The sequence below is a fragment of the Mucilaginibacter sp. P1_D10 genome (assembly GCF_056406215.1).
In genome coordinates this window covers 302,900-321,847 of sequence record NZ_JBFUAP010000001.1, presented here as the reverse complement: position 1 = coordinate 321,847, position 18,948 = coordinate 302,900, and the positions used below count along the sequence as shown (strand labels likewise).

The window sequence follows — 18,948 nt, the reverse complement described above, 5'->3', positions numbered from 1 at the left end:
AAACAGAAAAGGTAATCAGCTACCCAAAGGCGGCTTCTTAAAACCGTTAATTACTTCCTGTAAACTTCATCAAAATTTTCATCGGGTATGATAGCTCTATCGGCCCGTCTTCCGTTTTTTTAACCTCTGCCGTCGCCGAGATATTTTTGGTGATTTGGCTTTCGGTAACCCAGCCGGTAACCTTATCTATTTTCATCCGGGCATCATAACTACCGGTTGGTTGCATTAGTCGTATAAAATAGCCCCCCGATTTTTTAAAGAGCGGTTCTTTATCAGACGTAATAACAGCAGCGCCGCTTACGTCGTAATATTTATCGGTAATGGCGTTCAGCGTGTAGGTGGTTTTTGTAGTTATCGAAATAGCCGCCGCCTCTATGCCGTTTGTGGTTGTCCAGCTACTCTTTACCGCAAGTGGCTCTTTTGGGAATATAACAAAGGTTTCCTGCAAGTTCCCCTTAATACTTTTCTCACCGAATGATTGCCTCATCTGCGTCATCATCTGTGCTACCTGGGCTTCACTCAGCTGTGGAAAGTCTTTTGCAATACCGGCAAACAAACTGTCGATATTTCTAACCTCCAAAATTTTTCCGCGTTTGCTCATCACAATAAGGAAGGGCTTGTTAAGCATGCTACGTACAAATTTCGATACCAGGTCCTCAGATTTAAGGTCGCTGCTGAATTCAATTACCTTACCACCAATCTCCATGTGCATGCCGAGCTTTTTATACATAACTTCCATTTCATATAAAGTATCCTTTATAGCGATTACTTTATGGGCAGTAGTACCGCTAATAGTGGTCTTCACCACTTGGTGCACGCCATTTATCAGCTGGTCTATGTCCATATCCGCATTCATGGTAAGATTATAAGTGCTGTCTTTTTGGAGGTTAAGTTCGAGTTTGGCCGTTTGCGCGTAGCTGTTTATGCCGATAAACAGCAGTAATAAGGTTAGGATTTTTTTCATATTTCTATTTGCAGTCAGTTAAAGATGCAGATAGTTTTTAGGAATAGCAAATGGAAAAGGCCAAAGTCAGGCGTTCAATCCTTGCGGCAACATTCTCAAAAAAGGCATCGCCTTACTGTAATCCAACGCCTCATACTCAAGGCCCAGCAACCTGATGTTCTTATAATAGGTAGCATGCTCGTCGTAATAATGTTTTTCCGATTGCAGGTACCAGGCATTTTCACCGAGTTTCTCCGCCAGGAACCATTTTTCCAACAGCCGTGCGGTACGGCCGTTACCATCATAAAAAGGGTGTATCTTCACAAAAAGCAAATGGATAAGAGATGCGAAATAAAAAGCTTCGGCCATGCTTAGTTCAACGACAACCAGCAACGCTATATCCTTATAAAACTTTTCCAACTCACTTTCTACTTCGGCGGGTAAACAGGCAACATATTCTATCTTACCATCAGTGGTTATCACGAACATGTTATCTGTACGTACTTTACCCCGCTGCTCATTTTGGAGGATGTGCCTGGTAAGCAAAACATGAGCCTGCCTCAGGGCCTCAGCGTTTAGGTTGTTGGCTTGCGCGAACAGGTATGCGTCGTACAGATCATCTATCTTCTGCGTGTAATCGGGCAGGAACTTTGCCCCGGATATTTTGTGTTTCACGAACGAATCAAGGTCTATCCGCTCACCCTCTATCTTAGACGAAAACACGGCAGAAACAGAAGTATAAAAACTGAAAGTATCAGCCGACAGGGCGCTATCTTCCAGTTGATCAAATTCCGTCGATATATTGGCAGGGAAACTATCGCAGTATTCCTGCAATAAGTTGGTAGGCAATATTTCGAGGTCAAGTCTGCTCATTCCTGTCGCTAATGGTACAATGTTAACTAAATAACATTTGATTAATGTATTTGCGTTATTCAAATTTAATAGACGAAATTTATCGGGTCATTCCACTAAATTTCCCACCTCCGCACCCCATTTCAGGCAGAATTTCGACAACTTATTATGCATGCATAAAAACCATACCAAATACCGTTTTAAACTTTGGTATAAGTTGTTAAAAATTATATTTTATTAATATGTATATTTAGCAAATTTTATTTCGATATAGAAATTAATAAAGTACAATATACTTTTTAAAAATATTTTTTTATTCTGTTGTTATTCGCGGGAGCTATATCTAACTTACAGAGACAGTTTAGAACCTAATTATCCGTCAACAAATTTACTGTTTACGTCAATCGTAAAATACAAAAAATGAGTTCATCATCAGATATTACCGCGGCTATAGAATTGAACAAGTATAGCAAAACCTTTACGCAGGACCCAACCCAGCCGGCTGCACAGGCTATGCTATACGGCATTGGCTTAACGGACGATGATATGCGTAAGGCACAAGTCGGCGTGGCCAGCATGGGTTATGATGGTAACACCTGCAACATGCACCTTAACGATCTGGCCAAACTGGTTAAACAGGGTATATGGAACGAGGATATGGTGGGCCTGATTTTCCATACCATTGGTGTAAGCGATGGTATGAGCAACGGTACCGAAGGCATGCGCTACTCTTTAGTGAGCCGCGACATTATTGCCGATTCTATTGAAGCTGTTACCGGCGCGCAGTATTATGATGGCATTATTACCCTGCCGGGTTGCGATAAAAACATGCCGGGCTCCATTATGGCTATGGGCCGTTTAAACCGCCCCTCAATTATGGTGTACGGTGGTACTATTAAACCCGGCCACTGGAAAGGCGAAGACCTTAACATCGTATCGGCATTTGAGGCCCTGGGCAAAAAAATGGCCGGCACTATTACACCTGAGGATTTTTTGGGCGTGATTAAAAATGCGTGTCCGAGTGCGGGTGCCTGTGGCGGTGTTTACACGGCCAATACCATGGCTGCCGCCATCGAGGCGTTGGGAATGAGTTTACCATATTCCTCATCAAACCCAGCCTTAAGCGAAGAGAAAAAAGCCGAATGCCTGGCAGCAGGCGCGGCCATCAAGATATTATTAGAAAAGGACATCAAGCCATCAGACATCATGACCCGCGAAGCATTCGAGAATGCTATGGTGGTTATCATGGTATTGGGCGGCAGCACCAACGCCGTTTTGCACATGATAGCCATGGGCAAAAGCGTAGGCGTAAAAATAACACAGGACGATTTCCAAACCGTAAGTAACCGCATACCGGTACTGGCTGATATGAAGCCAAGCGGTAAATACATGATGGAAGACTTACATAATGTTGGTGGTGTTCCGGCTGTGATGAAATATTGCCTGTCGCAAGGCTGGTTGCATGGCGATTGCCTTACTGTTACCGGCAAAACGATTGCGGAAAACTTAGAATCGGTGCCCGAAATGAGCTTCGATACGCAAAAAATCATCTTCCCGGTAGAGAACCCGATAAAAGCAACCGGTCACCTGCAAATACTTTACGGCAATATTGCCGAAGGTGGTAGCGTTGCCAAGATAAGCGGCAAAGAAGGCACTCATTTTGAAGGCCCCGCCCGCGTGTTCGATGGTGAATTTGAACTGATAGCAGGCATCCAAAGTGGCCGTGTACAAAAAGGCGATGTGGTGGTTATCCGCAACGTTGGTCCTAAAGGCGCACCCGGCATGCCCGAGATGCTGAAACCAACCTCGGCCATTTTCGGCGCAGGTTTGGGTAGTTCGGTAGCCTTGATTACAGATGGCCGTTTCAGCGGCGGCACGCACGGTTTTGTGGTGGGTCACATCACCCCGGAAGCATACGATGGTGGCGCAATTGCCCTCATTAAAGACGACGACAAGATTATCATTGATGCTACTACCAATAAAATCAACGTAATCCTGTCCGACGAAGAAATGGCAGCTCGCAAGGCAGCCTGGAAGCAACCGGCACTTAAGGTGACCAAAGGTTTATTATACCGCTATGCAAAAACCGTTACATCGGCTGCAGAAGGTTGTGTTACGGATGAGATGCCTTAAAAGGATTAAGGACGAAGAGATAAAAGACAAAAGAATAAACAAGCCACCTAAATCGGTGGAATCAAAATAATCAGTGTAATCGGTGTCAATATGGAAGTACAAACAATCACACAAGAAATCGGTGAAATCACGGCAGAATCTGTGAAATCCCAGGCAATTGAAGTTTCGGGGTCGGTAGCTTTATTAGAGGCTTTGATTGTGGAAGGTGTGGAAACCATTTTTGGTTACCCCGGCGGTGCTATCATGCCAATTTATGATGCGCTATACGATTATAAGGACAAATTAGATCATATCCTTGTGCGTCACGAGCAGGGCGGCATACATGCCGGTCAGGGTTATGCACGTACCTCGGGCAAAGTGGGTGTGGTATTCGCCACCAGTGGCCCCGGCGCCACCAACCTGGTTACCGGTTTGGCCGATGCACAGATAGACAGCACACCATTGGTTTGTATCACCGGTCAGGTTTTCGCGCACCTTTTAGGTACCGATGCCTTCCAGGAAACGGATGTGATCAACATCACCACCCCGGTTACCAAATGGAATTACCAGGTTACCGATGCTACCGAAATACCGGAAGTTATCGCGAAGGCATTCTACATTGCCAAAAGCGGTCGCCCGGGCCCGGTTTTGATAGATATCACCAAGAACGCGCAAATACAAAAATTCAGCTACGAGGGTTACGTAAAATGTAACCATATCCGTAGCTACCGGCCAAAACCTATTGTTCGCCCGCAGTATATACAAGAGGCCGCCGAGCTGATCAATTCGGCAAAAAAACCATTCATCATATGGGGACAAGGTGTAATATTAGGCAGTGCCGAGCAGGAATTTAAAGCCTTTGTAGAGAAAAGCGGTATACCGGCGGCTTGGACCGTATTAGGCGCAGGCGCTATCCCTACCGACCATCCTTTGAACGTTGGCATGCTGGGCATGCACGGCAACTACGGGCCGAATGTACTGACTAACGATTGCGACGTGCTCATCGCCATCGGCATGCGTTTCGACGACCGCGTAACAGGTCGCCTTGATAAATACGCTAAACAGGCAAAGGTTGTCCATCTGGATATTGACCCTGCTGAGATCGACAAGAACGTAAAATCAACCGTACCCGTTTGGGGCGATTGTAAAGAAACCCTGCCAATGCTAACTGCTTTGGTTGAAGGAAAACAGCACACCGAATGGCTGAACACCTTCAATGAATATACTGCGAAAGAAGTGGAAGCGGTAATCCATAAAGAATTGAACCCCGAAAGCGGCGAAATGACCATGGGCGAGGTTATCAAACAACTGAACGAGATTACCAAAGGCGATGCCGTTATCGTAACCGACGTAGGCCAGCACCAGATGGTGGCCTGCCGCTATGCCAAGCTCAATAAAACCCGCAGCAACGTTACCAGCGGCGGTTTGGGTACAATGGGCTTTGCCCTTCCGGCTGCCATAGGCGCTAAATTTGGTGCGCAGGAGCGCGATGTTGTCGCCATTATCGGCGATGGCGGTTTTCAGATGACCTTGCAGGAACTGGGTACCATTATGCAAAGCAAAGTTGATGTGAAAATCATCATCCTTAATAACCGTTTCCTGGGCATGGTTCGCCAGTGGCAGGAACTGTTTAACGAGCGTCGCTACTCTTTCGTAGATATCCAAAGCCCTGATTTTGTGATGGTGGCAAAAGGCTACGGTATTGATGGAAAATCAATTTCGGAACGCGAGGATTTGATCCCTGCATTAAACGAAATGATGAGCCACAAAGGCGCATTCCTGTTAGAAGTAATGGTTACCAAAGAGAACAACGTTTTCCCGATGGTGCCTCAAGGATGCAGCGTAAGCGAAATAAGATTAAAATAATAGCCCCTAACCTCCGCCGGCTGGCAGAGGAATAAACAAAGCGACATGGAAATTGCAGAAAACGAAAAGCAGGAATTCAATATAACGGTATATACCGAAAATCAGATAGGGTTACTTAACCGTATTGCTATTATATTTACCCGCCGAAAAATAAACATCGATAGCTTAAACACCTCGCCATCAGAGATAGAGAGCATCCACCGTTTCAACATCGTAATTACCGAATCTGAGGATGTAGTGCGCAAGCTTACCCGTCAGATTGAGAAACAGGTAGAGGTGCTAAAGGTGTACTACCATACCAATGAGGATGTGGTTTGGCAGGAAATGGCGCTGTACAAAATGAGCACCGACGTTATTGCCGAAAAGGTTAGCGTAGAGCGTTTATTGCGCGAGAACGGCGCCCGTGCGGTAGTTATCCGTAAGGATTATACCGTGTTCGAAACAACCGGCCACCGCGAGGAAACCGATAACCTGATCAAAATCCTTCAGCCATATGGGTTGATAGAATTTGTACGTAGCGCCCGTGTTGCCATCATCAAAAAAAGCGACGGCTTCAACAGCAAGCTCCGCGAATTTGAAAGGCTTGAACCAGGAGAAGACGTAGTAGAGAACGAATATTTGAATAAGGGGCAGAAAGTGTTTACGATGTAGTAAGCCGTCTGAACTCGAATTAAACGCATTTGCCGAATAGACAGAATGCTAAGCAATTCAATAAATTCTTAAAATTCGACAAATTCGAGTTCAGACAAAAGAATCGGTGAAATCATCTAAATCGGTGAAATCACAAATAATAGAAATCAGTCATAAATCAAAATACAATACAATCGGTGAAATCATCTAAATCGGTGAAATCACAAAAAATCAAAAATCAAAACAATGGCAAAACTAAATTTCGGCGGTAGTGAAGAAAATGTAGTAACCCGCGAGGAGTTCCCTTTATCAAAAGCTCAGGACGTATTAAAAGACGAAGTTGTAGCAGTAATTGGCTACGGTGTTCAAGGTCCGGGCCAGGCGCTCAATCAAAAAGACAACGGTATCAACGTAATTGTTGGCCAGCGTAAAAATTCAAAAACATGGGATAAAGCTATCGCTGACGGTTTTGTACCCGGCGAAACCCTTTTTGAAATTGAAGAAGCCCTTGAAAGAGGAACCGTTATTTGCTATTTATTAAGCGATGCCGCACAGATAGCTTTATGGCCAACCGTTAAAAAACACTTAACTCCGGGCAAAGCGTTATACTTTTCTCATGGTTTCGGTATTACTTTTAACGAGCAAACCGGCATCATCCCTCCTGCTGATGTGGATGTATTTTTGGTTGCTCCAAAAGGTTCGGGCACATCATTACGCCGCATGTTCCTGCAGGGCCGTGGCTTAAACTCAAGCTACGCTATTTTCCAGGATGCTACAGGCAGAGCTTTTGAGCGTGTTATCGCTTTAGGTATTGCTGTAGGCAGCGGTTACCTGTTCGAAACCGACTTCCGTAAAGAAGTGTTCAGTGATCTTACCGGCGAGCGTGGTACGCTGATGGGTTGTATCCAGGGTATCTTTGCAGCACAGTACGAAGTATTGCGTGCTAACGGCCACTCACCTTCGGAGTCTTTCAACGAAACTGTTGAAGAGTTAACCCAATCGTTAATGCCATTGGTTGCTGAAAACGGTATGGACTGGATGTACGCCAACTGCTCAACCACTGCACAACGCGGTGCGTTGGATTGGTGGAAGAAATTCCGTGATGCTACTAAACCGGTGTTCGAAGACCTTTACAAAAGTGTTGCAACAGGCGTTGAATCGCAAAAATCAATCGATAGCAACAGCAAAGAAGATTACCGCGAAAAACTTGATGCTGAATTAGCAGAATTACGCGAAAGCGAATTATGGCAGGCCGGCAAAACTGTACGCAGCTTACGTCCTGAGAACCAGGCTGTAGAAGCATAATACTCCAGTGGCAGTAGCAGTTGCAGTGGCAGTTAACACCACTGCAACTGCTACTGCCACTTAATACTTAAAAATATGGGACAGACATTATTCGACAAAATTTGGGATGCGCACGTCGTCAGTAGCAACGAGGGTTTCCCGGATATTTTATACATCGATACACATTTCATACACGAGGTAACCAGTCCGCAGGCATTTGATGGTTTGCGCACGAGAGGCTTACCGGTTTTCAGGCCAAAACAAACCGTTGCCACGGCCGATCACAACGTCCCCACATGGGACCAGCACCTCCCCATTAAAGAAGAACTTTCCCGCTACCAGGTTGACATGCTCACCAAAAACTGTGCAGAGTTCGGCATCGAGCTTTACGGTTTAGGGCATCCTTTCCAGGGTATCGTACACGTTATAGGGCCCGAGCTGGGCATCACCCGTCCCGGTGGTACCTACGTTTGTGGCGACAGCCACACCTCTACGCACGGCGCATTTGGTGCCATTGCTTTCGGTATAGGCACCTCGCAGGTAGAGCAGGTAATGGCTACCCAGTGTTTGCTGCAATCTCGCCCAAAAAGGATGAAGATTGAAGTGAACGGCAAGCTGCAAAACGGTGTTGGCGCTAAGGATATTATCCTGTACATCATCGCACAAATTTCGGCAGCGGGCGGTACCGGTTACGCGGTAGAATATGCCGGTGATACCATCCGCAGTTTAAGCATGGAAGGCCGCATGACCATCTGTAACATGAGCATCGAAATGGGTGCCCGTTGCGGTTTGATCGCGCCCGACGAAACTACTATTAATTATGTAAAAGGCCGCGAATTTGCCCCAAAAGGCGAAGCGTGGGACGAGGCAGTAGCTTACTGGCAAACTTTGTATTCTGATGAAGATGCAGATTTCGACAGTGTATTAAGCTTTAAAGCCGAAGATATTGAGCCGATGATCACCTACGGAACCAACCCGGGGATGGGCATAGGCGTTACACAGCACGTACCCGAAACTGCCTCCTTTGAGCAGAAAGAACAGGGTTCGTACAAAAAAGCCCTCGATTACATGGGGCTGCACGATGATGAGCAATTGCTGGGCAAACCTATCGATTATGTATTTATCGGCAGCTGCACTAACTCGCGCATTGAAGACCTGCGCCAGGTGGCCGAATTTGTAAAAGGCAAACACAAAGCCGATAACGTTACCGTATGGGTAGTGCCCGGCAGTAAACAAGTACAGGAACAAGCCATCCGCGAAGGATTGGACAAAATATTTGATGCAGCAGGTTTCCCGCTGCGCGAACCGGGCTGCAGCGCCTGCCTGGGCATGAACGAGGATAAGATCCCCGCAGGCAAATACTGCGTATCCACCTCCAACCGTAACTTCGAAGGCAGGCAGGGGCCAAACTCCCGCACCTTTTTAGCAAGCCCCTTAACAGCGGCAGCGAGTGCAATAACGGGGGTGGTGACGGATATCCGTTCATTCTTAAAAGAGGAGGAATTAGTATGAGTACCAAAATATTCAAACATATACAAACCAGCGTAGTGCCGCTGCCTATCGAGAACATCGATACGGACCAGATCATACCTGCAAGGTTTTTAAAAGCCACAACCCGCGAGGGCTTTGGTAATAACCTGTTCCGCGATTGGCGTTACGATAACGAAGGCAACCCTAAGGTTGATTTCGTGCTGAATGAACCTATCTACAGTGGTAAAATATTAGTGGCAGGTAAAAACTTTGGTTGCGGAAGCAGCCGCGAGCACGCCGCATGGGCCATTGCCGATTACGGTTTTGATGCCGTAGTAAGCAGCTTTTTTGCCGATATATTTAAAGGCAATGCCCTAAATAATGGCCTGCTGCCGGTGCAAGTAAGCGACGATTTTCTGGCGAAAATATTTTCTTCCGTTTTTGCCGATCCACATGCGGTGATAGAAATTGACCTGGTAGACCAGTTCATTAAAATTGTAGCCACCGGCGAGCAGGAAAGCTTTGAGGTAAACCCTTACAAAAAAGCCTGCATGACCAACGGTTACGATGATATCGACTACATCCTCAGTAAAAAAGAACTAATAGCGGAATTTGAGGGAAGGTAAAAGGGAAAAGGTCAAAGGCTAAAGGTAGCCAGCATCCAGTAATGAACTATTGAACCCGTGAACTAATGAACCAACAGAAGGAGATAAAACGCGAAGGCAAAGGCACCGCCAAACTATTCGATGAGCGTAGTTTAGAGGTTGACTATGCTACCCTGCCTCCCCTGCTGCAACCGGGCTGGAAAGTGCTGGATGTAGGCTGCGGTACAGGCGCTATCTCTAAAGGCATTGCGTTGGCAGTTGGTTCAACGGGCCATGTAACGGGTATAGATAACACGCCCTATTTTATTGAAAGCGGCAAGGAAACCTATGCAGCTATCGATAACCTGGAGCTGATCCATACCAACTTGTTTGATTACGAACCGGCGGAGAACTTCGACCTGGTAACATCGGCACGAACCCTGCAATGGTTAAGCACCCCGCAGGAAGCGGTTGTAAAGTTAAAATCGATGCTGAAGCCGGGTGGGATATTATCCATTTTGGATTATAACCACGAGGCATTGGAATGGCAGCCCGAGCCACCCGCAAGCATGCGCAAGTTCTATGCTACTTTTTTAAGGTGGCGCGGCGATGCCGGGATGAACAACCACATTGCTGAGGACCTGCCGGAGTATTTTGCCGAAGCAGGTTTAAGCGATATAGAAGTGCTGGAGGCAAACGAATCATACAAAAAAGGCGATGCCAATTTTGCGCATAAGGTAGGCATCTGGTCGTCGGTAGCGCAGATGACGCAGATGGTAGATGAAGGTTACATCAGCAATGAAGACCGCCTGCAAGCCATAGAAGAATACAATAACTGGATAGAAACCGACGCGGAACTGATGGTGATGAAGCTAAAAGAAGTACGCGGAGTAAATAAATAAAACACCACGTCATTGCGAGCGAAGCGCGGCAACCCTCGGCAAGTAGAGCCCTAAGCAAGGCCGACCTGCCTGCCGAGGATTGCTTCGTTCCTCGCAATGACGGGTAGAGATAAATGACGGATAGAAAATAGATATGGGAATCCAAAAACACATATTAGTAATACCCGGTGATGGCATCGGCCCCGAGGTTACCACCTGGGGAAAAGCTGTTTTAGAGAAAATTGCAGCCAATTTCGGTCACGAGTTTACTTTCGACGAGGCCCTGATGGGCCACGCAGGTATCGAGGCTACAGGCAATCCGCTGCCTGATGAAACCCTGGAGAAAGCAAAAGCAAGCGATGCTATTCTGTTTGGTGCCATCGGCCACATCAAATACGATAACGACCCATCCGCAAAAGTGCGCCCGGAGCAGGGTTTATTAAAGATCCGTAAGGAACTGGGCCTGTACGCCAACCTGCGTCCTATCATGCTTTTTGATGAGCTGCTGGATGCATCGAGCCTGAAACCGGAAATATTAAAAGGAACAGATATCCTGTTCTTCCGCGAGCTGACTGGCGACGTTTACTTCGGCGAAAAGAAACGCAGCGAAGACCGCAATACCGCATCCGACCTGATGATCTACAGTCGTTATGAAGTGGAGCGTATCGCCATAAAAGCTTACGAAGCAGCTATGGTGCGCGGTAAAAAACTATGCTCGGTAGATAAGGCAAACGTGCTGGAATCATCCCGCCTGTGGCGCGAAGTGGTGCAGGACATTGCCAAACAATACCCCGAGGTGGAAACCGAACACATGTTTATTGATAACGCCGCCATGCAACTGGTAAAAAACCCTAAAAAGTTTGATGTAGTATTAACCGCCAACCTTTTCGGCGATATCCTAACCGACGAGGCCTCGCAAATTGCAGGTTCAATGGGGATGCTGGCATCGGCTTCTATTGGTGATGGCACCGGCTTTTTCGAACCTATCCACGGTTCGGCACATGACATTGCCGGGCAGGACAAAGCAAACCCGCTGGCCTCTATCCTATCGGTAGCCTTGATGCTGGAAATCAGCTTCGGCCTGAAGGATGAAGCAAAAGCGATAACGGATGCCATAGACAAAACATTGAAACAAGGTTACCGCACCGGCGACATCGCCGATGCCAACACCGATAAAGCAAAAATATTAGGCACTAAAGCAATGGGCGAAAAGGTGTTGGAATACTTATAAGTGAGCCCCCCAGCCCCCTGAAGGGGGAGCTTTTGAAAAGCAAGACGAAAAAATCGGTGAAATCATCCTAATCGGTGAAATCAAAAAAATAAAAGCAATGAAATGGAACGCTGAATTATACGACGATAAACACGCCTTCGTATTTCAATACGGAGAGAATGTGTTGGAATTATTGGGCATTCAACCTGATGAGCGTATCCTTGATCTGGGCTGCGGTACCGGCTATTTAACCAGCCAGATACAGCAAAAAGGCGCGAAGGTAACGGGCATAGATGCTTCGCCGGATATGATAGCCAAAGCAAAGGCTACCTACCCGGAAGTTGAGTTTTTTGTGAAAGATGGTACCGATTTTCATTTCGATGAAAAATTTGATGCGGTGTTCTCTAATGCAACCCTGCACTGGATAAAAAACGCCGATGCGGCCATTAAATGTGTTTACGATGCCCTTAAACCGGGCGGCCGTTTTGTAGCCGAAATGGGCGGCAAGGGTAATGTACAGCAACTGATAGCGGCAACCCGCCAGGTTTTGCGCAAGCATGGCTACAACCGTCAGGCCGAAACCGAAGTATGGTACTTCCCATCGCTTGGCGATTATACAAGCAGATTGGAAGCTGCGGGTTTCCGCGTGGCTTTCGCATCACATTTCGACCGAAAAACGCCCTTGCAGGATGGCGACGAAGGTGTGGCCAAATGGATTACCATGTTTGCCCCGCTCTATTTGCTAGGCATCCCGCAAAGCGAAAAACAGGAACTATTAAAAGAAATTACCGCGCTGCTGGAGCCCGTTTATAACGAAAACGGACAGTGGTATGCCGATTATAAAAGATTAAGATTTATCGCCGTTAAAGAATAGGTATGAGACGTGAGACCTGCTTGTCGGCAGGCAGGTTTGAGATATGAGATTTAGCTCAAGCCCCCGTTTTAAATAATAAAAATGAATAACCCGATTTTAGATATCAGATAGCCACCCCAAAAGGTCTCAAATCTCATATCTCAAATCTCAAATCTAAGAGAACTATGTTACACGATCCCAACCGCGTTTATGTTTTTGATACCACGCTTCGCGATGGCGAGCAGGTACCGGGCTGCCAGCTGACAACCCCCGAAAAGATCGAGATAGCCCGCGAACTGGAAGCACTGGGCGTGGATATTATCGAAGCTGGTTTCCCCGTATCCAGTCCGGGCGACTTTATGAGCGTTGTAGAAATTTCTAAAGCTGTAAAAGAGCCTACCGTTTGCGCACTTACCCGCGCCAACAAAATGGATATAGATGTAGCTGTAGAATCGCTTAAATATGCTAAACACCCGCGTATCCATACCGGTATCGGCTCGTCGGATATGCACATCAAGCATAAATTCAACAGCACCCGCGAAGAGATTTTAGAACGCGCTGTTGAAGCCGTTAAATACGCCAAGAAGTCGGTTGAGGATATCGAATTCTACGCCGAGGATGCCGGCCGCGCCGATGTGGTTTACCTGGCCCAAATGGTTGAGGCTGTGATTGCGGCCGGTGCAACGGTGGTGAACATCCCCGATACCAATGGCTATTGCCTGCCGGATCAGTACGGCGCCAAGATCAAATTCCTGAAGGAAAACGTAAAGAATATCGATAACGCAATCATATCCGTACACTGCCATAACGACCTTGGCCTGGCAACCGCCAACTCCATTGCCGGGTTGCAGAACGGTGCCCGCCAAATTGAAGGCACTATCAACGGTATTGGCGAACGCGCGGGAAATACGGCCATAGAGGAAGTGGTGATGATATTGAAAACGCATGCTGTACTTGGCTTGCATACCAACATCGACTCGAAAAAATTCTTCGAACTGAGCCAGATGATCCGCACGCAGATGCGCATGCCGGTGCAGCCGAATAAAGCCATCGTTGGTGCAAATGCATTCGCACACAGCTCGGGCATACACCAGGACGGCTTCCTGAAGATGCGCGAAAACTATGAAATTATCCGCCCCGAAGATGTTGGCTTCCCGAGCGCAACTATCGTACTGACTGCACGCAGTGGCCGCCACGCCCTTAAATTCCACCTGGAAAGGCTTGGCCATAAGCTGGATAAAGACGAGCTTTACGACGCATATAAACGCTTTTTAACGCTTGCCGATGCCAAGCTGGACATCAACGATGATGACCTGCAACAACTGATGGCTTATAAGCTGGTAAAGAACTAAGAGAAATGGACACAGAAACGGAAAATCATTTGGATTTTGAAGCGGCATACGAACGGTTAAAAGGCGTTGTAAGGCACACCCCCCTGGAGCATAACGAGCGCCTCTCCGAAAAATACGAATGCGAGATATATTTAAAACGGGAAGACCTGCAGATAGTACGCTCTTATAAACTAAGGGGCGCGTACAACATGATCAGCAGGTTGAATACCGAGCAACTGAGCCGCGGCGTGGTTTGCGCCAGTGCGGGCAATCATGCGCAGGGCGTAGCTTTTTCATGCAAAAAGCTGGGCACCAAAGGCGTAATTTTTATGCCCGAGATTACCCCGAAGCAAAAAGTTAAGCAAACAGAAATGTTCGGCAATGGCAACGTGGAGCTGATTTTAGTAGGCGATACATTCGACGATTGCCTGCGCGAAGCTTTGATTTATACCGAGGCCCACGGCATGACGTTCATCCCTCCTTTCGATAATGAACAAATTATTGAAGGCCAGGGAACCGTTGGCGTAGAAATATTTGAGGACCTGCCCGAAGTGGAAGCTGTAATTATGCCCGTTGGTGGCGGCGGTTTAGCAGCTGGCGCAGGTACCTATCTGCGTGAACAGAACCCCGACATATTACTGATAGGTGTTGAGCCGGAAGGTGCCCCATCCATGTGGACGGCTATTGAAAAAGGCGAACCTGTTACCCTAAAAACCATCGACCGCTTTGTAGATGGCGCAGCTGTAAAACGCGTTGGCGAAAAAACCTTCTTGCTTTGCAGGGATGTACTGGACGACATGCTTACCGTGCCGGAGGGGAAGGTTTGCACCACCATACTGAAACTATACAACGAAGATGCCATCGTAGTGGAGCCGGCAGGCGCATTATCCGTAACCGCGCTGGATGCCGTTAAAGACCAGATAAAAGGCAAGAATGTAGTATGCGTAATTAGCGGAGGCAATAACGACATCGAGCGCATGCAGGAGATCAAAGAAAAATCTCTGCTGTACGAAGGTTTGAAACATTACTTCATCGTGCGTTTCCCACAAAGGCCCGGAGCATTGAAGCTTTTCGTAACCAACGTACTCGGCCCCGGCGATGACATCACCCGTTTCGAGTTCATCAAAAAAACATCTAAAGAAAACGGCCCCGCACTGGTAGGCATAGAACTTAAGAACGCCGAGGACTACCCGGCGCTGCTGGCTCGTATGGAAGAGCACCGTTTCGAGGTGATAGAAATCAACAAGGATGCTACGCTATTTGAGTATCTGGTGTAAGAGTTGGCTTTATGGCGACAAAAACAATCATTAGGTTCTCTTTATCACTAAGTATTGTGTTTGCCTGCATATTATATGTTTTTCTGCACGCCCTCCTCACAGGGCTCAGCCCATTTTTAGCTGTAGTGTTCGGCTTTATCTTGCTGCTTTTGCTGATTGTCAGCTTATTGGTTATAGTGAAAGCGGGCTCGCCTAAAACAAAAAGGATTTTAGTGTTGGCTTTTGTTATATGTGTGGCACTTGCAATTATCTTTTTTGTGATTAAAAGTCGCATCGGCAGTAATGAACTAAACAGAGTGCCACGAAAATACATTTCTTATTTACCTATTAATATTTAAGAACTTACAGGCTTTATTGTAGAGACGCGATACTTCGCGTCTTTTTTTTGCCTGATGATTTCCCTCGCCCCCGCTTATTCGGAGGAGCGCGTGGGCAAACGAAGCGTTTCACTTTGGGCTGAAAAAGTATTTCACTGTAAACCAAAACACGGACAAGACCCTTCCAGAAAAAATCAGGCCCGTTAGGTGGCTATAAATAGTAAGGAAAAGGTGCAGGCAAGCACCTAACGCAATTTCAAAGTAAATTTATGCTTAGCGCTTTGCAGCAATGCCACAGCTTGTATATTTGTTATGGCTTACCGCCAATTACCACTCAAAACATTTATTTACCATGATTGAAACTAAAGCTTATGCGGCCCAGGACGAGAAAACGCCTTTGGCCCCCTGGACCTTCGAGCGACGCGACGTTGGCCCGCACGATGTGCAGTTCGACATCCTTTTTTGTGGCGTTTGCCACTCGGACCTGCACCAGATAACAAACGATTGGTTCCCCGGCATATTCCCAATGGTACCCGGCCACGAGATAGTAGGCCGCGTAGTTAAAGTGGGCGACCACGTAAAAAACTTCAAAGTAGGCGACCTGGCTGCAACCGGCTGTATGGTTGATAGCTGCCAGGTGTGCGAAAACTGCAAACAAGATCTGGAGCAGTATTGCCTGGAAGGCAGCACCCAAACCTACAACAGCATGGAACGCGATGGCTCGATGCCAACCTATGGAGGCTACTCAAACACCATAGTAGTGCGCGAGGAATTCGTACTGCAGCTGAAAGAAGGGGTTGACCTGGCGGCCGTTGCGCCATTGCTTTGCGCAGGTATTACCACTTATTCGCCCCTAAAACATTGGGGGGTTGGCAAGGGCCACAAACTGGCCGTATTGGGCCTTGGCGGCCTGGGCCACATGGGCGTTAAATTCGGCGTCGCCTTTGGTGCCGAGGTTACCGTACTGAGTACTTCGGCCAATAAAGAAGAAGATGCCAAAAGACTGGGCGCGCACCATTTCGTAGTAACTAAAGACCCCGAACAGATAAAAGCGGCCATGGGCACTTTTGATTTTATACTGGATACCGTATCTGCACCGCACGATTTTAATATGTACCTGTCGCTATTGCGCACCAACGGCACCATGATATGCGTTGGCGTGCCCAACGAACCGGCTTCGGTTGCCGCGTTCAGCCTGTTGGGCGGCCGTAAAAGCCTGGCCGGATCGGGCATTGGTGGCATTAAAGAAACCCAGGAAATGCTGGACTATTGCGCCGAGAACAACATCGTATCAGACATCGAACTCATCGATATCAAAGATATCCACACCGCTTTTGAGCGTATGGAAAAAGGCGATGTGCGTTATAGGTTCGTAATAGATATGGCGACGCTGTAGTAACTTAAGAAACTCACCACCACGTCATTGCGAGGAACGAAGCAATCCCCGACAGGCAGAGCAGATATGCAAAGCGGCTCTGCTTACCGGTGGTTGCCGCGCTTCAGCAATGACGATGTGGAAATGCGACGGCGTAAAATTAACAACAGTCATCAGCAAAACTGGTGGCTGTTGTATTTTGGTGATATTCCGTCCCAAACCTACATATCTATAAAACAATGATTATGAAAAAAGCGGACATATATCACATCTACGACCATTTTAATAACCGCGACATCAACGACGTGTTCAAATCTTCCATCCGGAGGTAGCGTGGTTGCTGCAATCGAATTTAAATCCCCATTATAACAAAAATCGCCCCGAAGCTTGCAAGCCCGGGGCGATTTTTTTTATGCGGTAATGAATACTATTAATAAAATTGCGCATTGGTTTGCACCCGGCCAACCAACTTTTTAACATCCGTTGCCGATACAAGCCCCTGCAACGAGATGGTGTATAGCGCATTGCTGTTGAGGGTTACGTTTTCTATAGTGGCCAAAACGGTGGCGGTACCTGTTTGGCGTATTTCGAAAGTGTATTTGGCGGTACCGTTTATGGGTAAAAATTTGCTGTAGCCTTTAAAGCTCTTGTTGGCAACCAATACATCGCCGCTTTTTATGGCAAGATCTGCAGCCGGTGCATCGGGGCTAAGGTTTATGAACCTTATGCCAGCTTTAGAGCCATCGGGCCGGGCAATGGTATCGCTAAGCAGCAACAACTGCTCGTGGCCAACAGTGTTGGTTAAAAACAACGAGTAGTATTTGTTTTTACCCAGGGTAAGGGTATCAGATTTATAGCTGGTTTGGGTGCCGCCGACGGTAAAAGTAGCGGTGCGGTGCCCGGCGTAGGCCGCAATATAATCTATACCACTGCCGTAACCAAATGCATAGGCGTTTCCTTTATTTGCATCCAGATAAAAATCCAGCGCGGGCGCATCCGGCGAAGCGTTGATAACCGTTAGCGCTGCCGTATCAGGCGTAACAGTATTACTGTTTTTTAAGCACGAACTGAGCGTTACGGCCAGCAAACACATTGTCCCAACTATGCCTGCCCACCTCCTTGAATTGTGTTGAACGTTTTTCATTATATCATTATTTAGTAAAGTGTAATAACCCCATTACGCGGCTACTATAAAAAACGCTACTAATACTTAGATATTTTTTGAAGCAGACCCTTGCAGTTTATAATTACTGGCTGATCATCAACAATTTATCAATCGAAAAAAAATGCGCCCGGCTTAATTGGGTAACTTGGCAAGAATACTCTTCAGGTTTTCTACCGTGATGGGCTTTGCAATAAAGCCGCTTACTTCCTTGTATTTTTTTGCCCGGGCGTAATCGTCGGCGTCAATGGAAGAGCTTACGATGAAAATGCTAGTCTTTTTGGCCAGGTTGGGCACCAGCTTTACGTATTCCTCCAAAAACTGCCACCCGTTCAGTTGGGGCATATTAATATCCAGAAGAATAAGCTCGGGCAGTATCTCGCCTTTTTGGGCGTTAGCCCTAAAAAAATCAAGGGCCGAAGCGCCGTTATCGAAAAAAATACTTTGCTCTGCAATTTCTGCACGTGCGATGATCCGCTTAACGGTGAAGGTGTATATTTCATCGTCATCAATTATACAAGCTATCTTTACCTTACTATCCATTTAGTTATTGAAAATACGAGGCCGGCGGTGGTACGGTTTTCTAAAAAAAGCATCTATCTGCTATTATTGCCATATGTGCCTGCGATAAATATAGCTATATAAAATGCTGTCCAAAGCAGTGTGGTTGTAATTTAATTACGGTTTTAAGTGTTTTAAAGTATAGGTGCAAGCAAATTAATTGATACGCAATTCACGATGAATTTTATAGGTTTGGTGCGTTCGGCGAAAGTATCAACAAAAAAACTCCGGCAACAAGGG

At 46.8% G+C, this 18,948-nt stretch carries 16 protein-coding genes; 12 read left to right on the top strand and 4 right to left on the bottom strand.

Annotation, left to right across the window (positions count from 1 at the left end):
* Window positions 1-46: 46 nt before the first annotated feature.
* The gene (locus AC1DYT_RS01450; protein ID WP_477467880.1) at window positions 47-964 is read right to left on the bottom strand and encodes a DUF6263 family protein; all 918 of its coding nucleotides are present in this window, start codon (window positions 962-964) and stop codon (window positions 47-49) included.
* A 66-nt stretch (window positions 965-1,030) separates the two neighbouring features.
* Window positions 1,031-1,816: a Fic family protein gene (locus AC1DYT_RS01445; RefSeq protein ID WP_477467879.1), complete on the bottom strand. Its 786-nt coding sequence runs from the start codon at window positions 1,814-1,816 to the stop codon at window positions 1,031-1,033.
* A gap of 399 nt (window positions 1,817-2,215) precedes the next feature.
* On the opposite strand from AC1DYT_RS01445, the gene ilvD reads away from it, so the two are divergent.
* From ilvD to AC1DYT_RS01385, 12 genes are all read left to right on the top strand, one after another.
* The gene (ilvD, locus tag AC1DYT_RS01440) at window positions 2,216-3,928 is read left to right on the top strand and encodes a dihydroxy-acid dehydratase (protein ID WP_477467878.1); all 1,713 of its coding nucleotides are present in this window, start codon (window positions 2,216-2,218) and stop codon (window positions 3,926-3,928) included.
* Window positions 3,929-4,018: 90 nt separating this feature from the next.
* Window positions 4,019-5,773, top strand: coding sequence for a biosynthetic-type acetolactate synthase large subunit (ilvB, locus tag AC1DYT_RS01435; RefSeq protein WP_477467877.1), 1,755 nt, complete (start codon window positions 4,019-4,021; stop codon window positions 5,771-5,773).
* 45 nt (window positions 5,774-5,818) lie between these two features.
* Entirely contained in the window at window positions 5,819-6,424 is a 606-nt protein-coding gene (ilvN, locus tag AC1DYT_RS01430) for an acetolactate synthase small subunit (RefSeq protein WP_477459637.1), read from the top strand.
* Window positions 6,425-6,649: 225 nt separating this feature from the next.
* The gene (gene ilvC / locus AC1DYT_RS01425; RefSeq protein WP_477467876.1) at window positions 6,650-7,708 is read left to right on the top strand and encodes a ketol-acid reductoisomerase; all 1,059 of its coding nucleotides are present in this window, start codon (window positions 6,650-6,652) and stop codon (window positions 7,706-7,708) included.
* 75 nt (window positions 7,709-7,783) lie between these two features.
* Window positions 7,784-9,199 (top strand): 3-isopropylmalate dehydratase large subunit, encoded by a 1,416-nt coding sequence (leuC, locus tag AC1DYT_RS01420; RefSeq protein WP_477467875.1) that lies wholly within the window; start codon window positions 7,784-7,786, stop codon window positions 9,197-9,199.
* A complete protein-coding gene (gene leuD, locus AC1DYT_RS01415; protein ID WP_477467874.1) occupies window positions 9,196-9,783 on the top strand; it encodes a 3-isopropylmalate dehydratase small subunit in 588 nt (195 codons plus the stop codon). The genes leuC and leuD overlap by 4 nt, the downstream gene beginning before the upstream one ends.
* A gap of 65 nt (window positions 9,784-9,848) precedes the next feature.
* Window positions 9,849-10,643 carry a methyltransferase domain-containing protein gene (locus AC1DYT_RS01410; protein ID WP_477467873.1) on the top strand — a complete coding sequence of 265 codons (795 nt, stop codon included), beginning with the start codon at window positions 9,849-9,851 and terminating at the stop codon, window positions 10,641-10,643.
* A 139-nt stretch (window positions 10,644-10,782) separates the two neighbouring features.
* On the top strand, window positions 10,783-11,853 hold the full coding sequence (gene leuB, locus AC1DYT_RS01405; protein ID WP_477468093.1) for a 3-isopropylmalate dehydrogenase: 1,071 nt from the start codon (window positions 10,783-10,785) through the stop codon (window positions 11,851-11,853).
* A 97-nt stretch (window positions 11,854-11,950) separates the two neighbouring features.
* Window positions 11,951-12,706, top strand: a complete 756-nt coding sequence (locus AC1DYT_RS01400; protein WP_477467872.1) for a class I SAM-dependent methyltransferase — start codon at window positions 11,951-11,953, stop codon at window positions 12,704-12,706.
* A 164-nt stretch (window positions 12,707-12,870) separates the two neighbouring features.
* Complete coding sequence (locus AC1DYT_RS01395) at window positions 12,871-14,037, top strand: 2-isopropylmalate synthase (RefSeq protein ID WP_477467871.1); 1,167 nt, start codon at window positions 12,871-12,873, stop codon at window positions 14,035-14,037.
* A 5-nt stretch (window positions 14,038-14,042) separates the two neighbouring features.
* Window positions 14,043-15,293: a threonine ammonia-lyase IlvA gene (gene ilvA, locus AC1DYT_RS01390; RefSeq protein ID WP_477467870.1), complete on the top strand. Its 1,251-nt coding sequence runs from the start codon at window positions 14,043-14,045 to the stop codon at window positions 15,291-15,293.
* 669 nt (window positions 15,294-15,962) lie between these two features.
* Window positions 15,963-17,006, top strand: coding sequence for an NAD(P)-dependent alcohol dehydrogenase (locus AC1DYT_RS01385; protein ID WP_477467869.1), 1,044 nt, complete (start codon window positions 15,963-15,965; stop codon window positions 17,004-17,006).
* A gap of 409 nt (window positions 17,007-17,415) precedes the next feature.
* On the opposite strand, the gene AC1DYT_RS01380 is transcribed toward AC1DYT_RS01385, so the two are convergent.
* Together AC1DYT_RS01380 and AC1DYT_RS01375 are read right to left on the bottom strand one after the other, a co-directional pair.
* Window positions 17,416-18,129, bottom strand: a complete 714-nt coding sequence (locus AC1DYT_RS01380) for a DUF4397 domain-containing protein (RefSeq protein ID WP_477467868.1) — start codon at window positions 18,127-18,129, stop codon at window positions 17,416-17,418.
* A 153-nt stretch (window positions 18,130-18,282) separates the two neighbouring features.
* Window positions 18,283-18,690 (bottom strand): response regulator, encoded by a 408-nt coding sequence (locus tag AC1DYT_RS01375; protein WP_477467867.1) that lies wholly within the window; start codon window positions 18,688-18,690, stop codon window positions 18,283-18,285.
* Window positions 18,691-18,948: the final 258 nt, after the last annotated feature.

Coding starts and splice junctions, on each gene's coding strand:
- AC1DYT_RS01400 (WP_477467872.1), top strand. CDS start 11,951: ATGAAATGGAACGCTGAATTATACGACGATAAACACGCCTTCGTATTT.
- AC1DYT_RS01450 (WP_477467880.1), bottom strand. CDS start 964: ATGAAAAAAATCCTAACCTTATTACTGCTGTTTATCGGCATAAACAGC.
- ilvC (WP_477467876.1), top strand. CDS start 6,650: ATGGCAAAACTAAATTTCGGCGGTAGTGAAGAAAATGTAGTAACCCGC.
- ilvA (WP_477467870.1), top strand. CDS start 14,043: ATGGACACAGAAACGGAAAATCATTTGGATTTTGAAGCGGCATACGAA.
- AC1DYT_RS01410 (WP_477467873.1), top strand. CDS start 9,849: ATGAACCAACAGAAGGAGATAAAACGCGAAGGCAAAGGCACCGCCAAA.
- ilvD (WP_477467878.1), top strand. CDS start 2,216: ATGAGTTCATCATCAGATATTACCGCGGCTATAGAATTGAACAAGTAT.
- ilvB (WP_477467877.1), top strand. CDS start 4,019: ATGGAAGTACAAACAATCACACAAGAAATCGGTGAAATCACGGCAGAA.
- AC1DYT_RS01375 (WP_477467867.1), bottom strand. CDS start 18,690: ATGGATAGTAAGGTAAAGATAGCTTGTATAATTGATGACGATGAAATA.
- AC1DYT_RS01395 (WP_477467871.1), top strand. CDS start 12,871: ATGTTACACGATCCCAACCGCGTTTATGTTTTTGATACCACGCTTCGC.
- leuD (WP_477467874.1), top strand. CDS start 9,196: ATGAGTACCAAAATATTCAAACATATACAAACCAGCGTAGTGCCGCTG.
- AC1DYT_RS01380 (WP_477467868.1), bottom strand. CDS start 18,129: ATGAAAAACGTTCAACACAATTCAAGGAGGTGGGCAGGCATAGTTGGG.
- ilvN (WP_477459637.1), top strand. CDS start 5,819: ATGGAAATTGCAGAAAACGAAAAGCAGGAATTCAATATAACGGTATAT.
- AC1DYT_RS01445 (WP_477467879.1), bottom strand. CDS start 1,816: ATGAGCAGACTTGACCTCGAAATATTGCCTACCAACTTATTGCAGGAA.
- AC1DYT_RS01385 (WP_477467869.1), top strand. CDS start 15,963: ATGATTGAAACTAAAGCTTATGCGGCCCAGGACGAGAAAACGCCTTTG.
- leuC (WP_477467875.1), top strand. CDS start 7,784: ATGGGACAGACATTATTCGACAAAATTTGGGATGCGCACGTCGTCAGT.